This is a genomic window from Oikeobacillus pervagus, assembly GCF_030813365.1.
Classification (GTDB): Bacteria; Bacillota; Bacilli; order Bacillales; family DSM-23947; genus Oikeobacillus; species Oikeobacillus pervagus.
In genome coordinates this window covers 26,566-43,740 of record NZ_JAUSUC010000003.1, presented here as the reverse complement: position 1 = coordinate 43,740, position 17,175 = coordinate 26,566, and the positions used below count along the sequence as shown (strand labels likewise).

17 protein-coding genes and 1 other RNA gene are annotated in these 17,175 nt (G+C 36.1%); 4 read left to right on the top strand and 14 right to left on the bottom strand.

Going from position 1 to position 17,175, the window contains the following annotated elements:
- Positions 1 to 53 precede the first annotated feature (53 nt).
- The gene (locus tag J2S13_RS01950; RefSeq protein ID WP_307256004.1) at positions 54 to 1,172 is read left to right on the top strand and encodes a tyrosine-type recombinase/integrase; all 1,119 of its coding nucleotides are present in this window, start codon (positions 54 to 56) and stop codon (positions 1,170 to 1,172) included.
- A gap of 125 nt (positions 1,173 to 1,297) precedes the next feature.
- On the opposite strand, the gene J2S13_RS01945 is transcribed toward J2S13_RS01950, so the two are convergent.
- Entirely contained in the window at positions 1,298 to 1,576 is a 279-nt protein-coding gene (locus J2S13_RS01945) for a hypothetical protein (protein WP_307256003.1), read from the bottom strand.
- A gap of 67 nt (positions 1,577 to 1,643) precedes the next feature.
- Here J2S13_RS01945 and yxiS point away from each other — a divergent pair, with 67 nt between their 5' ends.
- On the top strand, positions 1,644 to 1,940 hold the full coding sequence (yxiS, locus tag J2S13_RS01940; protein WP_307256002.1) for a protein YxiS: 297 nt from the start codon (positions 1,644 to 1,646) through the stop codon (positions 1,938 to 1,940).
- Between the two features lie 247 nt (positions 1,941 to 2,187).
- On the opposite strand, the gene mnmH is transcribed toward yxiS, so the two are convergent.
- The 4 genes from mnmH to J2S13_RS01920 all read right to left on the bottom strand — a co-directional run bounded on the left by mnmH (position 2,188) and on the right by J2S13_RS01920 (position 4,524).
- Positions 2,188 to 3,228, bottom strand: a complete 1,041-nt coding sequence (gene mnmH / locus J2S13_RS01935; RefSeq protein WP_307256001.1) for a tRNA 2-selenouridine(34) synthase MnmH — start codon at positions 3,226 to 3,228, stop codon at positions 2,188 to 2,190.
- 185 nt (positions 3,229 to 3,413) lie between these two features.
- Complete coding sequence (locus J2S13_RS01930; RefSeq protein WP_307256000.1) at positions 3,414 to 3,713, bottom strand: hypothetical protein; 300 nt, start codon at positions 3,711 to 3,713, stop codon at positions 3,414 to 3,416.
- A 127-nt stretch (positions 3,714 to 3,840) separates the two neighbouring features.
- Positions 3,841 to 4,077, bottom strand: a complete 237-nt coding sequence (locus J2S13_RS01925) for a hypothetical protein (protein WP_307255999.1) — start codon at positions 4,075 to 4,077, stop codon at positions 3,841 to 3,843.
- 72 nt (positions 4,078 to 4,149) lie between these two features.
- Positions 4,150 to 4,524 carry a hypothetical protein gene (locus J2S13_RS01920; RefSeq protein ID WP_307255998.1) on the bottom strand — a complete coding sequence of 125 codons (375 nt, stop codon included), beginning with the start codon at positions 4,522 to 4,524 and terminating at the stop codon, positions 4,150 to 4,152.
- 150 nt (positions 4,525 to 4,674) lie between these two features.
- Between J2S13_RS01920 and J2S13_RS01915 the strand changes: the two genes are divergently transcribed.
- A complete protein-coding gene (locus J2S13_RS01915; protein ID WP_307255997.1) occupies positions 4,675 to 5,400 on the top strand; it encodes a DUF421 domain-containing protein in 726 nt (241 codons plus the stop codon).
- A gap of 85 nt (positions 5,401 to 5,485) precedes the next feature.
- Here the strand turns inward: J2S13_RS01915 and J2S13_RS01910 are convergent, their stop codons facing one another.
- From J2S13_RS01910 to htpG, 6 genes are all read right to left on the bottom strand, one after another.
- Positions 5,486 to 6,295 (bottom strand): CsxC family protein, encoded by an 810-nt coding sequence (locus J2S13_RS01910; RefSeq protein ID WP_307255996.1) that lies wholly within the window; start codon positions 6,293 to 6,295, stop codon positions 5,486 to 5,488.
- A 279-nt stretch (positions 6,296 to 6,574) separates the two neighbouring features.
- Positions 6,575 to 7,321: a CsxC family protein gene (locus J2S13_RS01905; protein WP_307255995.1), complete on the bottom strand. Its 747-nt coding sequence runs from the start codon at positions 7,319 to 7,321 to the stop codon at positions 6,575 to 6,577.
- A 106-nt stretch (positions 7,322 to 7,427) separates the two neighbouring features.
- Positions 7,428 to 9,410 (bottom strand): BC_2427 family protein, encoded by a 1,983-nt coding sequence (locus J2S13_RS01900; RefSeq protein ID WP_307255994.1) that lies wholly within the window; start codon positions 9,408 to 9,410, stop codon positions 7,428 to 7,430.
- Positions 9,411 to 9,548: 138 nt separating this feature from the next.
- Positions 9,549 to 10,772 (bottom strand): MFS transporter, encoded by a 1,224-nt coding sequence (locus J2S13_RS01895; RefSeq protein WP_307255993.1) that lies wholly within the window; start codon positions 10,770 to 10,772, stop codon positions 9,549 to 9,551.
- Between the two features lie 391 nt (positions 10,773 to 11,163).
- On the bottom strand, positions 11,164 to 12,042 hold the full coding sequence (locus J2S13_RS01890) for a cytochrome c oxidase assembly protein (protein ID WP_307255992.1): 879 nt from the start codon (positions 12,040 to 12,042) through the stop codon (positions 11,164 to 11,166).
- 139 nt (positions 12,043 to 12,181) lie between these two features.
- Positions 12,182 to 14,059, bottom strand: a complete 1,878-nt coding sequence (htpG, locus tag J2S13_RS01885) for a molecular chaperone HtpG (protein ID WP_307255991.1) — start codon at positions 14,057 to 14,059, stop codon at positions 12,182 to 12,184.
- A 173-nt stretch (positions 14,060 to 14,232) separates the two neighbouring features.
- On the opposite strand from htpG, the gene ssrS reads away from it, so the two are divergent.
- A non-coding RNA gene (gene ssrS, locus J2S13_RS01880) (6S RNA) lies at positions 14,233 to 14,428 on the top strand.
- A gap of 101 nt (positions 14,429 to 14,529) precedes the next feature.
- Here the strand turns inward: ssrS and J2S13_RS01875 are convergent.
- From J2S13_RS01875 to phaP, 3 genes are all read right to left on the bottom strand, one after another.
- On the bottom strand, positions 14,530 to 15,894 hold the full coding sequence (locus tag J2S13_RS01875; RefSeq protein ID WP_307255990.1) for an alanine/glycine:cation symporter family protein: 1,365 nt from the start codon (positions 15,892 to 15,894) through the stop codon (positions 14,530 to 14,532).
- A 266-nt stretch (positions 15,895 to 16,160) separates the two neighbouring features.
- Positions 16,161 to 16,577: a MaoC family dehydratase gene (locus tag J2S13_RS01870; protein WP_307255989.1), complete on the bottom strand. Its 417-nt coding sequence runs from the start codon at positions 16,575 to 16,577 to the stop codon at positions 16,161 to 16,163.
- Between the two features lie 33 nt (positions 16,578 to 16,610).
- A complete protein-coding gene (gene phaP / locus J2S13_RS01865; protein ID WP_307255987.1) occupies positions 16,611 to 17,138 on the bottom strand; it encodes a polyhydroxyalkanoic acid inclusion protein PhaP in 528 nt (175 codons plus the stop codon).
- Between the last annotated feature and the right edge of the window lie 37 nt (positions 17,139 to 17,175).

The window sequence follows — 17,175 nt, the reverse complement described above, 5'->3', positions numbered from 1 at the left end:
TACTATACATAATATTATTATGATTAACTAATATATCTATAGGAGACGATGGTATGAATGAATTGATTCCTTTTCATCAAATGACGAGTGAGCAATTTTTAACGAAACTGCAAACTCAATTAGAACATAGACATCTGCTCGATGAACATCGAAACCTTTCACTTTCTGATTGCTCTGAGCAAGAATTTTTGGAATTCTTTTTTATAGAAAAAATATTTTCACATGAAAAGAAACTTTCCCCTCACACCATTAAAGCCTATCGATCAGATGCAAAAACATTGCTAGTCTTTTTATCAGAACATAAGCTGTCATTCCGGGACATCGGTTATCCAGAAGTTAAAGCCTATAATAAATATATTCGAGAAAAATATGCCCCTAAATCGGCTATTAGAAAATTAGAGTTCTTTCGAAGATTATTAGACTTTGGATATGAAACACAATTTTATCAAGTTCACCTCTCTACTTGGATTTCCAAACCATCAGCAAAAAAAGGACATTATATAATAGAAGAAACTCGTTCAGAAGCGGCGCAAACTCGTATTCAAGTAAGGGAGCTGAATCAGAGAGATGCGGAATATTTGATCTCCTTCTTTCCGAAGATTGTGAAAGCCCATCAAAATCGTGAACAATTAGAAAAGCGGAATATTTTGATTGGTTATCTTCTCTACACGACAGGACTCCGTGCAAGTGAGCTACTAAGCTTAAACTGGGGAAGTTTTCGTTATAATTATCAAGGATATCTATATGCAGATGTAATTGGTAAAGGCAATAAGCCACGTACAATTCCGATTAGAGATGAAACAAAAGACCGCCTATTTGATTATCGAAAAAGTCTTGGAGAATCCACTGAAATTAATCCGGAAGATGTGAGTCCTCTTTTCTTCGCTTTATACAATAAGAAAAAGCCATATGAAGATAAAAAAAGATTAACCTATCCTAGTCTTTATAAAATAGTGAAACAAGCGGTTCATTTGGCCGGAAAGCAATCGAAAATTTCCCCACACTGGTTTCGGCATACGTTTGTTACGATGTTACTCGAACAGGATGTTCCCTTAGCCGTTGTTAAAGACTGGGCAGGGCATTCAGATATTTCCACTACTAATATTTATTTAGAACGGGTAAACCAGGATCATTCGCATCGTCATTTAAATAAGGTGAATTTGTTTAGATAAAATCCATTAGCCTAAAAGATTATTCTGGCGGATAAGGGGCTACCCTAATTAAAATCCCGATTGGTCTTCAATCATGTCGATCAATCGGGATGATTTTTCTTTTAAAATGGTTTGTTTTTTCATTATTACTTTAATACTCGAAATGCTTCGATAAAATCTTGCGGATTGGATTGAATTTGAAAAGGGAATACTCCTTGATTCGTATGTAAATATAAAATACCAGTTCCTGTTGAAAAAGGTTTATAAGATAAGTCGAATACGTCTTTTAAGAAAAAGGATTGAGAACTAGTAACAATTTTATCTTCGAATAAGTCTAGGGAATGCTGTACTTCAACGCTATATTGTTTATTCCACTCGATCCTTCTTTTTACTGTAAAATACGATTGTGAGGAAATTCTTTTCATAAGATCACTCCCATCCATAAAGAAAATTGTATAATAGTCGATATCAACAAACAGAGGAGGATTCGACATGAATTCAAAACAGTTAGAGGAAAAAATCATTGAAAATTATCAAAAGGACGAGAAAATGATGATTCTTGTCTTTGCACAATGGTGTATGAATCATCATTTAGACCCACTACAATTATACAAAAAAGCCTACCCAAACCAAATGGAAAACCCTGCTTTGAAAGAGGCTTTGGCTTTAACCGTTACGAAAGAAGAATCTGGACCCATTTCAAATGAAACAGTATTAGGTGTCCTATCTTTATTCGGAAACGATGAATTGGCCTTTATCATAACAGAAGAAATCGCCAAAATGGAATAAGGAATCGGGGATCATGCCTGATTCCTGTCAAAAGTTCCCCATTATATACGGATAAGAGGATAAATGATGGTTCTGCATTATTTAGTCCGAGAATGATTATTTATAAAACGTGAAATTTGCACATAGTGATTCCTTTTTTTTTTTTCTCTCTCTCTTTGCTATTTTCCCAGTTATATCTACTCAGTATTCCTATCCGATATCTATGTCTAGTAAATAAAAAAAGACCATCCACATTTGGGATGGTTATCTAGTGTGTTTTCATTTTGACCCATTTGCAAATTTGGTTCAGAGCGTCATCTGTATCGTTTGCTTTGATATAGATTTTTTGTGTTTCTGGGTACTGCTTTTCTGTATGCTTATATAAAGGATCATAATAATACTCAAGTAATTGAGCTACTGCATGTGAGTAATTTTCAGATTTTAAATCTTTTTCAATTTGATTGGCTACGGGTGTATGGATCCGTCTTTTAATTCTAGAAAAAGCTTCGATACACTCTTTTTGATAATTCCATGGTTTGTAATCATCTAAAATATGGACAACCCTTTCTTCCATTGGTATTTCAATAAATAGTTGAATTGCCTGATCTTTCTTTTTAATTATAAAATCTGGAAGTGTCACCCTGCCAATTCTTTTACTCTCCCCTTCAAATAACACGAACGGTGAGGTTTGGATTTTTTCAATTTCTTCAATGAGTAATGCATCGAACTTTTTCTGATTATGAGGTTCTAATCCAATTTGTCCAAAAATAGACCCCCGATGATTGGCCAATTTTTCTAAATCTAAAATCGAGTAGTCCTTTTCTTTTTTTAGACGGCGAAGAATGGTCGTTTTCCCAGTCCCTGTGCAGCCATTTAAAACATATGCTTCAGGTTTTAATTGTAATGTATCAAGCTTTTTGACGCCCCAATTTCGATAAGATCGATATCCCCCCTCCAAACGGAAAACGTTGATTCCCATTAAATCGAGGACAGTAGCGGTCGTCTTACTTCGCATTCCCCCACGCCAGCAAAAAACCGCCTTTTGACCACTTAATCCTGCAAATTGTTGAACAAACTGTGGTAATTTTGCTGAAGCAATTTCAAGACCTCGTTCTTTCGCAGCCTGAACACTCACTTGCTTATAGATCGTTCCAACTTCAGCCCTTTCAGCATCATTAAATAATGGGATATTCATACTGCCCGGAATCGTGGCGTTTTCGAATTCAGATTCTGAGCGCACATCAATTAATTTTATTTTCTGTTGCTGTTTTAAAATAAGTAAATTTTCAATGGAAATATCTTGGAACACAATGGTCTCACCTTTCTAAATATGTAAGAAGCTTCCTGTTTCAACTCAATATGAACCCAACATAGGTATCCCTCTATATTGTACATCAGTTTATATCCTTAACGAAAGTCTGTTATCCTTCCCAAACGGTTGTAAACGAAAAAAATGCCCAAAAGAATCGGGCATTTATTATGCGTTTCATTATTTTACTTATTTGTCGTTTGACCGGATAATATTTCTTGAGAAGCTTCCATTAACGTAGACATATTCGATGTTGGACTGCCATTTTGCTTTTTAAAATTATTCAGGATGTTTTGAATAGACTGAGACTGTGTTGTATTTGGATTCCGATTCTTCCCTAATCCAAATGCAGCAGCACTCATCCCAAGACCTAACAATGAAGTCCAAAAAATTCCTCGATTCTTTCTTTTTCTACCAAATATATTCAACATATTTTGTTTCCTAGCCATATTGAAAAATGTCTTTATCCAATTATTCACTGCCACACACTTCCTCTTTAAAAGTTTGAAAAGCATTTGCCTCTCATCTTCTAATATGTGCTGGATTGGGAAGAATGATAATGGCAATGTTTTCGTATAATCCTAAGTTTGGATGGCATACGAATGATTATGTCTAAAACATTTCATTTTTTTCCCATGATTCCACCATTTTATGGGCTGTATGTGGGTCATATCCTTTACCAAGTAAAAAAGAGATGGCGGCTACTTCGGTTAATGCGTGTGAAAATGAAGTATAGGTCGCTTCCTGTAATCCATAATTGACAAACGGATAGACAGCATTCAATGTTTCACTTTGTAAATTTCTACAAAGCATGTATTCCGGATTATAAAAATATGGTTGATTATACATTTGTTTCTCCCTCCTTACTCTCTCTCCTCGTAGGATCGCACTTATGCTATATAACTAAATGGGTAACCTTTTTTAGTAATACGGGTAAAATGGCGGATAAGGATAGTATGGGTATGGATAGTATGGATACGATAAAAAATATGGAAGTAAAGCTACGGCTGCAAGACTTGCAAGTGGGAATATTCTTCGTCTATAGCGTCTGAATCCCCTTCTACGGGGGAATCCATAAAATTGCCGATCATCCATTTCATCATGTTCTCTTTCCATGATATCCTCACCAACTAACACTTTCATATGATCCCGATCCACAGATTCGATAATCCCATCGAAAGAGCGTCCATCATGAGTAGTCATAATCACATGGTGATACCGATAATTCCTGCATTTTTCATGTAAATTTCTTAATAAATCCTCCCTATTTTCAATTTCATTATGGTTTTCAGTCATTTTTACCCCACGTCCCCTTTCAACATATATGATATTCGACTAGTAGTGGGATGTGACATTTCATTTGTTTACATATGATTTTTATAAAAAGGACATAATAGAACAAGAAGAAAAAAGATATCCGCCATTGACAATAAGGATGTGACCCTCATGGATTTCTTTTTAAGTCAAGATTCACTTACCGCTATTCAGTGGATTTTAAGAGCCATTGTAGGTTTTTTCTTTCTTATCATCATTACGAAAATCATGGGGCAACGTTCGATCTCCCAATTACGCTTTCTCGATTTTGTGATGGCTTTAATCATTGGCAATATTATTGCCCATCCTTTATCAGATGAGAAGTTGGGTTTAAAAGGTTCAATGATTACGACGACTGTTTTAGTGGTTTTGTATGTATTCGCCGTGTTGTTAAGCTTAAGATGGGTTGCTATAAGAAAGTTCTTTGATCCCTCTCCTATCACCCTAGTTGAAAATGGGAAAGTGAAGTATGAGAATCTAATGAAGGCTAGAATTACGATTGATCTTCTTTTATCGGAAATACGCAGGGAAAAAATCGAAGACCTCCAAAAGATTGCCCTTGCCATTTGGGAACCTGGGGGAAAGATTTCAATCTTTTTAGATCCGAAACATTTACCCCTTACCGCGACTGATCTTTCATTTGCCAAAAAGCCGTTTCATTTACCTAAAATCATAATTAAAGAACGAAAAATTATGTACGACGAATTACAAAAGCTAGGAAAAGATGAAAGCTGGGTTCTCAAGGAAATTGAACATACATACGCTACAAAATTAGAGGATGTACTAATAGCGACTATCGATCAAAACGAACAATTCCATATTGTTTTATATGACAACGACAAGTGTATTTATCGATAAAATAAACCATTGTTTCAGTAAAAAATCAGAACATTAAAAACCCAGCATCCTCTTGGATGCTAGGTTTTAATGTTAGAATCATTTATCAATCGTCGTCACACGGACTGCATGGTTTAGGTTGTTCCGGTTGTGGATCGCTAGAGGTTACCCCAAGAGTGCCTTCAGGAAATCTTGGAATGACGCGAAGTGATTGCACTTGATGTTGTTGCACTTGTAATACTTTTACATATAGATCCATTACAATCTTTTCACGTAATGTGTCAAATTCTTCTTCTGGCCCTACTCTTTCTGGTGAAAAATCAAGCTCATAGAAATTTGCCCCTAGTAATTCGCCATATGGTTGTTCATTGTATTTTACAAGATTTTGGAAGAAATATTTATCTAAGCGTGGAACTTGATCATTCTTATCACTTAAGAAATGGGCTTTACTACTATCAGAAATGCCCACGATCGGAGTCGTGATAAAATCTCCTTCAGTCAATTCTGCAAAACCAGAAAACTCTACATCAGCAATTCTGTCACGCAAAGTGCCTTGACAAGCAGCAGAAGAATACTCAATATTTTTACGAATAAATCCGGAGACAAATAATTTAGCTCTGATGACTTCAAAATAGTCTGTATTTGCAATTCTTCTAAATCTTACAGGGACAAGTTTTACTTGCTCTAAAAATACGTTTTTCGTCACTCGTTTAATTTCTGTTGCAGCAGGGGAAAGTGGAATTTCAGATTCTACAACAATTTGGAGTGTGCGCTCAGCTACTGTTACTGGGACTTTAATAATGGGTCTGGAAGGAGGAAATACAGAATCAACTGCCTCGTCAAATAGTGGAATTTGTTGGGTACTTTCAACTGGACAAGCTGGATCAAATGGTGGTTTTGGATTACAATTTCCCATAATAACCTCTCCTTTTATTTTTTTTGAGGAATGTTATTCACTCATTCCTATATTATGATTCAATAATTTTTTTGTTTGGGTTTGTATAAGGTGTTCGATATTTTAATAGATTTTAAATATTTATAGGGAAACAGGAATAATCTAAAAAGTTTTTTCACTCGGGTTGTATGATCATGAAAAGTGAAGGTTGATTGAAAACACCCAACATATCCATTTTCATATGTTGGGTGTATTAAGTTCATCTAAGATTTTTTTCATAAACTTATATGAACGATTGAATTAAAGACCGAGAGTGCCTTCAGGAAATCTTGGAATTACGCGAAGTGAATTCACTTGATGTTGTTGAACTTGTAATACTTTTACATATAGATCCATCACGATCTTTTCACGTAATGTGTCAAATTCTTCTTCTGGCCCTACTCTTTCTGGTGAGAAATCTAGCTCATAGAAATTCGCTCCTAGCAATTCTCCATATGGTTGTTCATTGTATTTTACGAGATTTTGGAAGAAATATTTATCCAAGCGTGGAACTTGATCGTTCTTATCACTTAAGAAATGAGCTTTACTACTATCAGAAATACCAACGATCGGAGTCGTGATAAAGTCATCTTCTCTCAATTCCGCAAATCCGGAAAAGTCTACATCAGCAATTCTGTCACGTAAAGTGCCTTGACAAGCAGCAGAAGAATACTCAATATTTTTACGAATAAACCCGGAGACAAATAATTTGGCTCTAATTACTTCAAAATAGTCTGTATTAGCAATTCTTCTAAATCTTACAGGGACAAGTTTTACTTGCTCTAAAAATACGTTTTTCGTCACTCGTTTAATTTCTGTTGCAGCAGGGGAAAGTGGAATTTCAGATTCTACAACAATTTGGAGTGTGCGCTCAGCTACTGTTACTGGGACTTTAATAATGGGTCTGGAAGGAGGAAATACAGAATCAACTGCCTCGTCAAATAGTGGAATTTGTTGGGTACTTTCAACTGGACAAGCTGGGTCCAAAGGAAGGTTTTCATTACTCATCAAAAAACAACTCCTTTTTGTTTTGAGTTTTTTCAACTCTACAGTAATACCTTATGTTGGAAGAATATTTTTGTCTAGGCAAGTAAGATAGTCAGATGATTTATTTTTAAGTGTTGTTTGATTCGCTTATTGCACATAAAGTGGTCCTGATCTTTTGGTTTTGCAAAAGGTGGACGATTAAATTAAGAGCAATTTGTTGATGGAGTCGACTGCTCTTCGGTTGTGGGGAGTCTTTATATTGTAAAGGGAGAGCAGAATAGGTGATTTGTTGTTGAATCTCCCCTTCAAGTTGTAATTTTCCCTTTGTAGCTGCACAAGTCCCATCGCTTAATGGCTTGGTATATTTAGTAGGGATAAACTGGCAACGATTCAAGCTTACATGTTTCAAAATTTCCTTTAAAGACAACACTTCCTGTTCAAAGCCCACTTGATCTGTCATTTCGAATTCAATTTCATATTCCCCTACAACTACTGGGATTCTTACCGCTATACAATTGTATTCGCAGTTTGCTAGCTTCCCTTCCTTTTTTTTTGAAGGGGTATGGATGGTATTTGCGATTGTTTTATAAATTCTGTTGTTTTTTAAAGGTTGTAGCTCATCATCCTTAGTAAAGCTAATCATTTCATCCATTGTGGATCGAACTAACTTGCATTCCAGTGGATCAGGATAATTGGTTTCTGTATGAAGAAATTCTGAATAAATGTCTGGCTGTTGGATTCGATCATGATCCATAAAGAATTTTGCAGATTGTTGTATAATGTCTCCAAATATCGGAGGATGAAGAAAATCGCCAATCTCCACAAAGGTTGAAAAAGGACGTATGATCGTTTTTGTAAAAACCTCTCCTCTGTCCTGAATTTCAATTCGTTCCTTGGTTGGTGGCGCGCCATTAACCTCTCTTGGCTCCTCGGTAGTTTCTATTGAAAGATTAGTAAATGTCGTTCCTTTTTCATTATGATCCTTTTTACGAACATTTAGATGGGATTCTTGTTTTTGGCCTGATGAAAGAAATGAGTCCTCCCCTATCTTATTTATTACAGACTTAACCGCACTGGCTCGTTGACTTTGTATTTTTCTTAAGGCTACAATCAATTCCCGAATTGATTGGGGGGAGATCTCCTTCATGACAGTGACTAACTGAAGCAATTTCTTTTCTTTGACTACTCGATCAACATCATGGATTTCTTTGATCTCCACATTCTTTTGAGATCCTAATTCATCAACATGGCTTATTGGTTCAGAAGGTAATAAGCGAAAAGCCTGCTGTTGTATAATTTCATTAAGATTTGTTTTCTGTTCTTGTTGAGATTGTTCAATTTCTGATGAATGGGAATCTATATTATCTTTAGTTTCAGTTGAAAATTCCTGAATCGCCATTGAATGATCGGATTTGTCATTTCTATTAACATCTTCATGTTCATCATTCCATTCAAGCGGAACCGTGCAGGCTTCGGGATGAAATAGTTCTTCTTCATCCTTATCCACAATCAGAGCTTCTTCTATTTGTTCTGATTGTGAAGGAAAAGGGGATTGGTGTAAATGCAAGGGTTCCATTAATCTTGTCGACTTATTCGTACCCACTCGCAAGCATTGTAAGTTTTCCAAGATTACATTTAGTTGACGTATAGATTCGGTGGATAACATATTCATAATGGATACTAGTTCAAACAAACTCTTATTATTGTCTGCTTGGGCTACAACATGGGCATCCTCTTGCTCACCTTTCTTTTGAGGTTCTAATTCCGATGCCTCAGGATGTGTTGATTTATGGATTCGTGCTTGCTGGATGATTTCTATTGGATTTATTTTCCGCTTCTGTTGTAGTTGTTCATTTTTGTCCTTCGTTACATCAGGCAACACTCGGGCCTCATTCCAATGCTCTACTTTGTCACTCGTATAAGCTACTTCATTTGTGTCATCCCATTCAGGGTGATCCGTACAAGCTTCGGGATGAACTAATTCATCATCATCTTCATTTTGATGATGTGGGGGATAGTACAATTTTGGAATAATGATATATTCATACGTGCTCTGTTGATTAGCTTGAATGTAGGCTAATTCCCCATAGTTAATCCATGGAGTTTTCATTTCATTCCACTCCCATAAAAATAAATTTCAATATATTTATTTATGCAATGCAGCTAACTTTGGTTCCATATCGAAAAAAACATCTCTTTCCCAAGTGGAAGATGCGTATATTTCCCACTGAAGAAGAGATGTTTTCATTTAGTTTGCCGTGTTCATTTTATGGGAAGCAAGCTGCAGCCGTTTCTTTGCGATCATACCTAATCGAACGGAAAGGACAATGGCTAGTACTCCAAAGAAAACAATCATACCAATGACACCGATCCATCCATGTTCACTATAGAAAGTACCCCCTGCCGTTCCACCAATACTTGCCCCAGCATAGTAGAAAAACAAATATAGAGACGAGGCTTGTGCCTTATCATGTGTTGAAAGTTTTCCTACCCAACCGCTCGCAATGGAGTGAGCGGCAAAAAAGCCAAAAGTGAAAATAGCTATGCCGGCAATTTTCAACCAAAGATTTGAATTTAGCGTGATAACTGCTCCAATTAACAGGATGATTAATGAAATCTGCAAAATTCTTTTTCTACCATGTTGATCGGCCAGCATTCCCATCCAAGTGGAACTGAATGTCCCAACAATATAGACAAGGAAAATAAATCCAACCAATGTTTGGCTTAGGGAATAAGGGGGTGCAACTAATTGAAATCCAACATAATTATACAAAGTCACAAATCCACCCATGACTAAAAACCCAATCGTAAATAAATGAATTAACCCAGGTTCTTTGAATTGACTCATAAGTGATTTAACTAGTTTTCCAATCTCGAATTTTCGTGGCTGGAAATGAGTTGAATTCGGTAAAGCAAACCAGAAAAATATACTCGCTAGTAGACTTACAATACCAATCCCAACAAGAGCAATATGCCAATTAAAAAAATCAGTTAATATCCCACTAATGACCCTGCCGCTCATTCCCCCAATTGAATTCCCACTAATATATAGTCCCATCGCCATCCCTAAACTTTTCGGCTCGATTTCTTCCCCGAGATAAGCCATAGCAATCGCTGGTAATCCCCCTAAAGTGATTCCTTGTAAAATTCGAAAAAACAATAAAAAATGAAAATTTGGACTCAAAGCCGTTAAGATGGCTAATATAGAAGAAAAAACTAATGAAATCGTCATGATCGATTTGCGACCATATACCTCCGACAATGTCCCGATCAAAAGCATACTAATGGCAAGTGAAATCGTTGTGGAGGATAAAGTTAAGCTTGAGACAGCAGGTGAGATATGAAATTCATTTGCAATCTCAGGTAATAAAGGCTGGGTACTCCAGAGAATTGCAAACGTGCTAAAGCCTCCAGCAAACAAAGCCCAATTGGCTTTTTTAAAATTGGTTGTTCCTCGTTCTAAATAACTCATGCTGATAAAACCCCTTTGTTTCACACCTTATGTAAAGCTGACATTTAAAAATCAATTACGGATCTTAGGATGTCTTATTTTGTTCTTGAACTCTTTTACATCATGATCAATCTTTCGCTTAGGTAATAGATCCCTTCCCTCAATCCAATTAATGCCAATTCAACATAAAATCCTCGTTTACTTTTTCTTTAATCATACTCCAAACATCCCATTACTTCCAATTGTTAATTTGCATCCTATCCATGCATATTGGTCATGAAAGAACACCTGTTTTTATTGAATAATTTAAAAAAGGTGACCATTGCTTTCATCCAATGGCACCTATATTATAGAAGAAACTCGGTACAAACGCATTTTTCTATTTGTATGACCAACATCATGAAATACAAGATTAAGGTCGCTTTACATGATTATTTTCTTTAAGATGAATGACGACCCCTTGAACGAGTCGGATATTCTCGTCTGGAACTTTGCCTTCCTCTGCTTCTTCACGGCGTGCCCAATTCCTCATAATAATGAACATCGCAATTCCATAACTTAAGAGTTGAATGGTCTTTAGAATGCCCCCAGCTAACTGATGATCATATCTGCCCGTGAATGCAGGAAGAAGACCGAATGAAGCAATTTCAGACATTTGATAGCTTAAATTTTCTCCGATAAGTAAATAAATCCCAATTGGCATTAATAAAAGCGATAGTAAGAAGATATAGCATATCCTTCCAAACTCAGATAGATTTTTCAATCCAGGAACTTGAACGATAATCGTCCACCACACAAATAAGGCAGCAGCAAATAATAATAATTGATATAGAAATGAGAAAAATGGACTCTCATGTATCACATTAAAGACTCTAGGTGTTAAGTAAAGGGTTAAGGCCACATTGAATGTGATCCCTGTAAACCAAGGGTGCAATAAAAAGTTCATCAGTTCTTTCTTTTGATGGTTCCAAAAATACTGCCGGATCCTCGTCATAGGTAAGCTCAAAATAAAAAACGGTGGGATGACAAATAACAGAATCGACAGACCAAGAACATGAGCGCTAAATAGATATTGATCTGCCATCACATTAAATGGACTTCCATTCATTATGTAAAAAAGAATGAGTGAAATATAAAAATAGTTCATCTGCTTTTTGGAGACAGCCTCTTCATGATCTGACCCGATCACGAAACGTTTATACAAATAAGCAAACAACAAAACTACAAGGAAATAAACGGGATTCCACCACTCATACCAAGTTTGTTGAGATATTAGTTTTTCACTAAACAAAGGACTCCTCCCTTTCACACAATCATGATTAAACGCATGAATATTCAATATTTTCATTATATCATAGGCGAGAAAATAGTCGATGGATACGTTTTTAATTAAATAATGGGGATGCCCAATAGACACCCCCACAAAGTAGTTAAACCATCACTTTACAAATGTCATTCGTAAATTCAACCGGATCACTGATTGGCAGTCCTTCAATCAGTAAAGCTTGATTGTACAATAGTTTTGTATACAACGTCAGCTTTTCTTGGTCGTGTTCAAATGCATTTTTCAATGATTGGAACACTTCATGTGACACGTTTAATTCTAATACTTTATCTGCTTTTATATTTTGGCTATCCGGCATGGAGTTAAGAATTTTCTCCATTTCAATTGTGACCTCCCCGTCAGTTGAAAAACAAACTGGATGGGATTTTAGTCGTTTAGATGCCCGTACATCTTTAACTTTTCCTGATAGTGTTGTTTTCATGTAATCAAACAATGCTTTGTTTTCTTTTTCTTCTGATTCTGAAGGTTGTTCGTTTTCTGTTTCAAACCCTAGGTCACTACTAGAGATCGATTTAAATTCTTTTTCCTTATAAGTCCTTAACATTCTAATAGCAAATTCATCAATCTCATCTGTGAAATAGAGAACTTCATAGCCTTTATCATGGACTAATTCTGTCTGAGGTAGTTTTTCGATTCGATCATATGATTCTCCCGAGCCATAGTAAATAAATGGTTGGTCTTCCGGCATTCTCTCTACATATTCCGCTAATGTAACCATTTTCTTCTCTTTTGAAGAGTAGAACATAATTAAATCCTGCAGAACTTCTTTATTCATTCCAAAATCACTGTAAACCCCATATTTTAATTGACGACCAAATGATTGATAAAATGTTTCATACTTTTCTCTTTCATTTTTTAAAAGGCTTAGCAATTCATTTTTGATCTTTTTATTTAAATTTTTAGCGATTAACTTCAATTGACGATCTTGTTGTAACATCTCTCTTGAAATATTAAGAGATAGATCTTCTGAGTCCACCATCCCTTTGACAAAGCTGAAATAGTCCGGTAGCAAATCCGAGCATTTGCTCATAATTAATACACCGTTGGAATATAGTTCTAAACCCTTTTCATATTCCTTAGAATAGTAGTCGAAAGGGGTTTTTTCTGGGATAAATAAAATCGCGTGGTACCTAATCGTTCCATCGACACTCGTATGAATCGTTTTGAGGGGTTTATCAAAACCATACCGTTTTTCTGTATAAAATTTCTCATAATCCTCTGTTGTCAGCTCGTTTTTATTTTTTCGCCAAATAGGAACCATACTATTAATGACTTTTTCTTCTGTATATTCATCAAATTCTTCGTTGCTTCCTTCTTTAGGCGTTCTTACGGTTACATCCATTTTAATAGGAAACGATATAAAGTCTGAATATTTTTTTATAATCTCTTTTAATCGGTGTTCATCCAAATATTCATCATACGTTTCATCTTCCGTATTTTCTTTTATGGTTAAAATAATTTCTGTTCCAATATCTTCTTTATTAGCTGGTGTAATGGTATAGCCATCCGCACCGGCAGATTCCCATCTATAAGCGTTGTCACTTCCTAAGGCTTTACTAATCACTGTCACAATATCGGCTACCATAAAGGCTGCATAAAAGCCTACTCCGAACTGGCCAATAATATCATGGCCATCTTTAAGTTCTGTTTCATTCTTAAATGCTAAAGAGCCACTTTTCGCAATCGTTCCAAGGTTATTCTCAAGTTCCCCTTTCGTCATTCCAATTCCGGTATCGATGATCGTAAGTGTTCGCTTTTCTTTATTCGGTATGATCTTTATGTAATAATCCTCTTTTTTAAAACTTAGTGAATCATCTGTTAGGGCTTTATAATAGATTTTGTCCATTGCATCACTCGCATTGGAAATGAGCTCCCGTAAAAAAACCTCTTTCTGAGAATAAATAGAGTTAATCATTAATTCTAATAATCTTTTGGATTCTGCTTTAAATTGGATTTTTTCCATAACTCTCTCCTCCTACATTTCCACTACTATAACGATAGTTAAATGAAGTGTCTAACCAATATTTTTAATACCACAAGTTCAATATTATGTCAATTTATTTACATTTTTAAAACCTATGAGCATATCCTCAATATTCCATTTGCTAAAACGCACAAATTCCTGTATGATTGGTTTGTAAGCTGCTATGTGCGTATGATTAATTAAGTTTTAACCTTTAAGCTGTAAAAGGGAGTTTTATATCGAAGCTGAATTGATAAGTCCCTGTCTAAAGGACTTGGGGAACGAGCATGAAGGTTTCTGCAAACACCCACTTTGAGGAGTGGTGGTTTAAAACTTTCTTATATAATGTACGGCATTTGCGGCTGCTAAACAATTCAAATCAACTAGCCCCGATGATGGAGCTAGTTTTTTTATTTGCTCATATAGAAAAAGTCCCCCAAACACGCGAGGGACTTTTTTACATTTCCTGCTTAAGCGCTTTGTTTTAGCTCTTCTTTTTCTTCTTTAATTTTGGCTAGAATGACTTTTGTTTCATGAACCACGACTCCTGAAAGGCCGAGTAAACCAACTAAGTTCGGGAACGCCATAAGTCCATTCATAATATCAGCAAATGCCCATACGACATTTAAGTTGACAATTGCACCAATAAAAACAGCGATGACGAATACAGCGCGATAATAAATAGCGACTTTTTTGCTAAATAAATAAGTAAAACATTTTTCACCGTAATAAGACCAGCCTATAATTGTAGAACTAGCGAAGAACAATAAACCTAGTGCTACGACCGTTGAGCCGATTGGTCCTAAGAAGTGCGAGAACGAGCTGGTCGTTAATTCTCCCGCTGGAATATCCCCGCCATACATACCAGCCATCACGATTGTAATCCCTGTAATCGAACAAATCACAAGTGTGTCAATAAATACTTGCGTCATGGATACTAAAGCTTGTCTTCCTGGCAAATCTGTTTTAGCAGCAGCAGCGGCGATTGGAGCGGACCCCATCCCAGCTTCATTTGAGAATACCCCGCGAGCAACCCCATAACGGATCACAGCACCGATCGCTCCTCCGGCAACAGCCTGCCCAGTAAAAGCATCTGTAAAAATAAGGCTCACAGCAGCAGGAACAAGATCGAAATTCATAATTAAAATAATTCCACCTGCAATAATATAAAATAGTGCCATAATTGGAACAAAGAAGGCTGTTACTTTTCCAATACTTTTGATTCCACCTATTAGGACTAAAGCGGAAAATACTGTTAACAAAACACCTGTGATCCAAGGACTTACATTGAATGTCGATTTGACTACAGTTGAAACTGCATTGGACTGAACAAGGTTTCCGATTCCAAAAGCGGCAATTGCTCCAAATACCGCGAACAGGACGCCGAGCCATTTCTGTTTGAGTCCCCGTTCTAAGTAGTACATTGGACCACCAGACATCTCTCCCGTTTCATCTTGTACACGATATTTAACAGCGAGCACTGCCTCAGCATATTTCGAAGCCATTCCGAAGAAAGCCGATACCCACATCCAAAAGACAGCTCCTGGGCCACCAAGGAAAATCGCCGTTGCTACCCCAACGATATTCCCAGTACCGACCGTCGCAGCAAGCGCAGTCATCAGCGCCTGAAAGTGAGAAATATCCCCCTCCGATCTTTTATCTTGTTTAAAACTAAAAGCAAGCTTTAATGAATATGGTAGAAGACGCAATTGTAAAAATCCTATTCGAAAAGTTAAATAAATTCCGGTTCCTACCAATAAAATAAGGAGCGGTAAACCCCAAACGATTCCACTTATCTTTTCTAATATTGCTAATATTTCTTTCTGCAATTTCATTCCCCCTATTATAAGCCTACCTAAATATTCTGAAAAAACCAATAATATGTCAAGGTTTATTTTTAAAAATGTTCATGAAATTGTCACAAAGTAGCGATATTATAAGGTGAAATATTCCAAATAATGATTCACCCAGTAGAAATCCCTCACATTTTTTCACAAGAATTAAATAGAAAATACCCCCATATTTCTCCTCCATTTACCCCAAATCAAAATTAAATGAGCGTCCTTTTCTACTAAATAGGACGCTCATTGCATAATATTCATTATTCCTTTTTCATCACCGTTGCGCCACCGTCAATGACCACTTCACCATGTTGATTTCTAACAATCGTTTCTAACAGAATAATCTTCTTTTTATCGATTTTCTCAAGAACGGTCACTTCAGCTTTGACTGTATCTCCAATCTTCACGGGAGCTTTAAAATTAAAGTTTTGTGATAAATAGATCGAATTTTTACCTGGTAATTTCATCCCAATTACGGTAGAAATAAACCCGCCTGTTAAAATACCATGTGCAATTCGTTCTTTAAAAACAGTATCCTTTGCAAATTCTTTATCAACATGTATAGGGTTAAAATCGCCTGTTATTCCTGCAAATTGATAAATATCTGCTTCAGAGACGGTCTTTGTAACACTAGCTTGATCTCCAACTTTTATGTCTTCGTAGGTTAGTTCCCCCATGTTTTCCTCCTAAATGACATCTGATAATGGATCTTATTTTGCGATTGGATTATAAGAATCAAATGATTTCAACAATCCAGTTTGCGTTTGTTTCAATTGTTCAACAAAACTTTCAATCGCTTTGATCACTTCTGCACGGTTTTGTTGTTGTTGATCGATCGCATTTTTGAATGTATTTTCTAAATGAGCATGGGATTTGGACAGCATTTCTAAAGATGCCTTCCCAGGACTAAATGCTAGTGTCTGAGCTTTATTCCCAAGCTCCTCTACTTTATCTGACCATTCTGAGAAGGTTTGACTAGCATACTCGTTTTGTGCCTTGTTTAAGGCATCTTGGAAACTGGACTTCCATTCAGAAGTTACTTTTTTCGAATCTTCCTCTAGTCTTGAAAGTTGGTCACTAGCTGATTGGATCCAGTCTTTTTGACCTTCAAACATTTGAATAGATTTTGATTCTGCAGCATCTTGGAATGAATAGAATGTCTTATAACTATTAAACCAACTATCCCAAAAAACATCCAATACATTTACCGACTTATTAGCATCTCTTTTAGTAGCCATGATTCATAACCCTCCATCATCTTAATAGTGATTATTA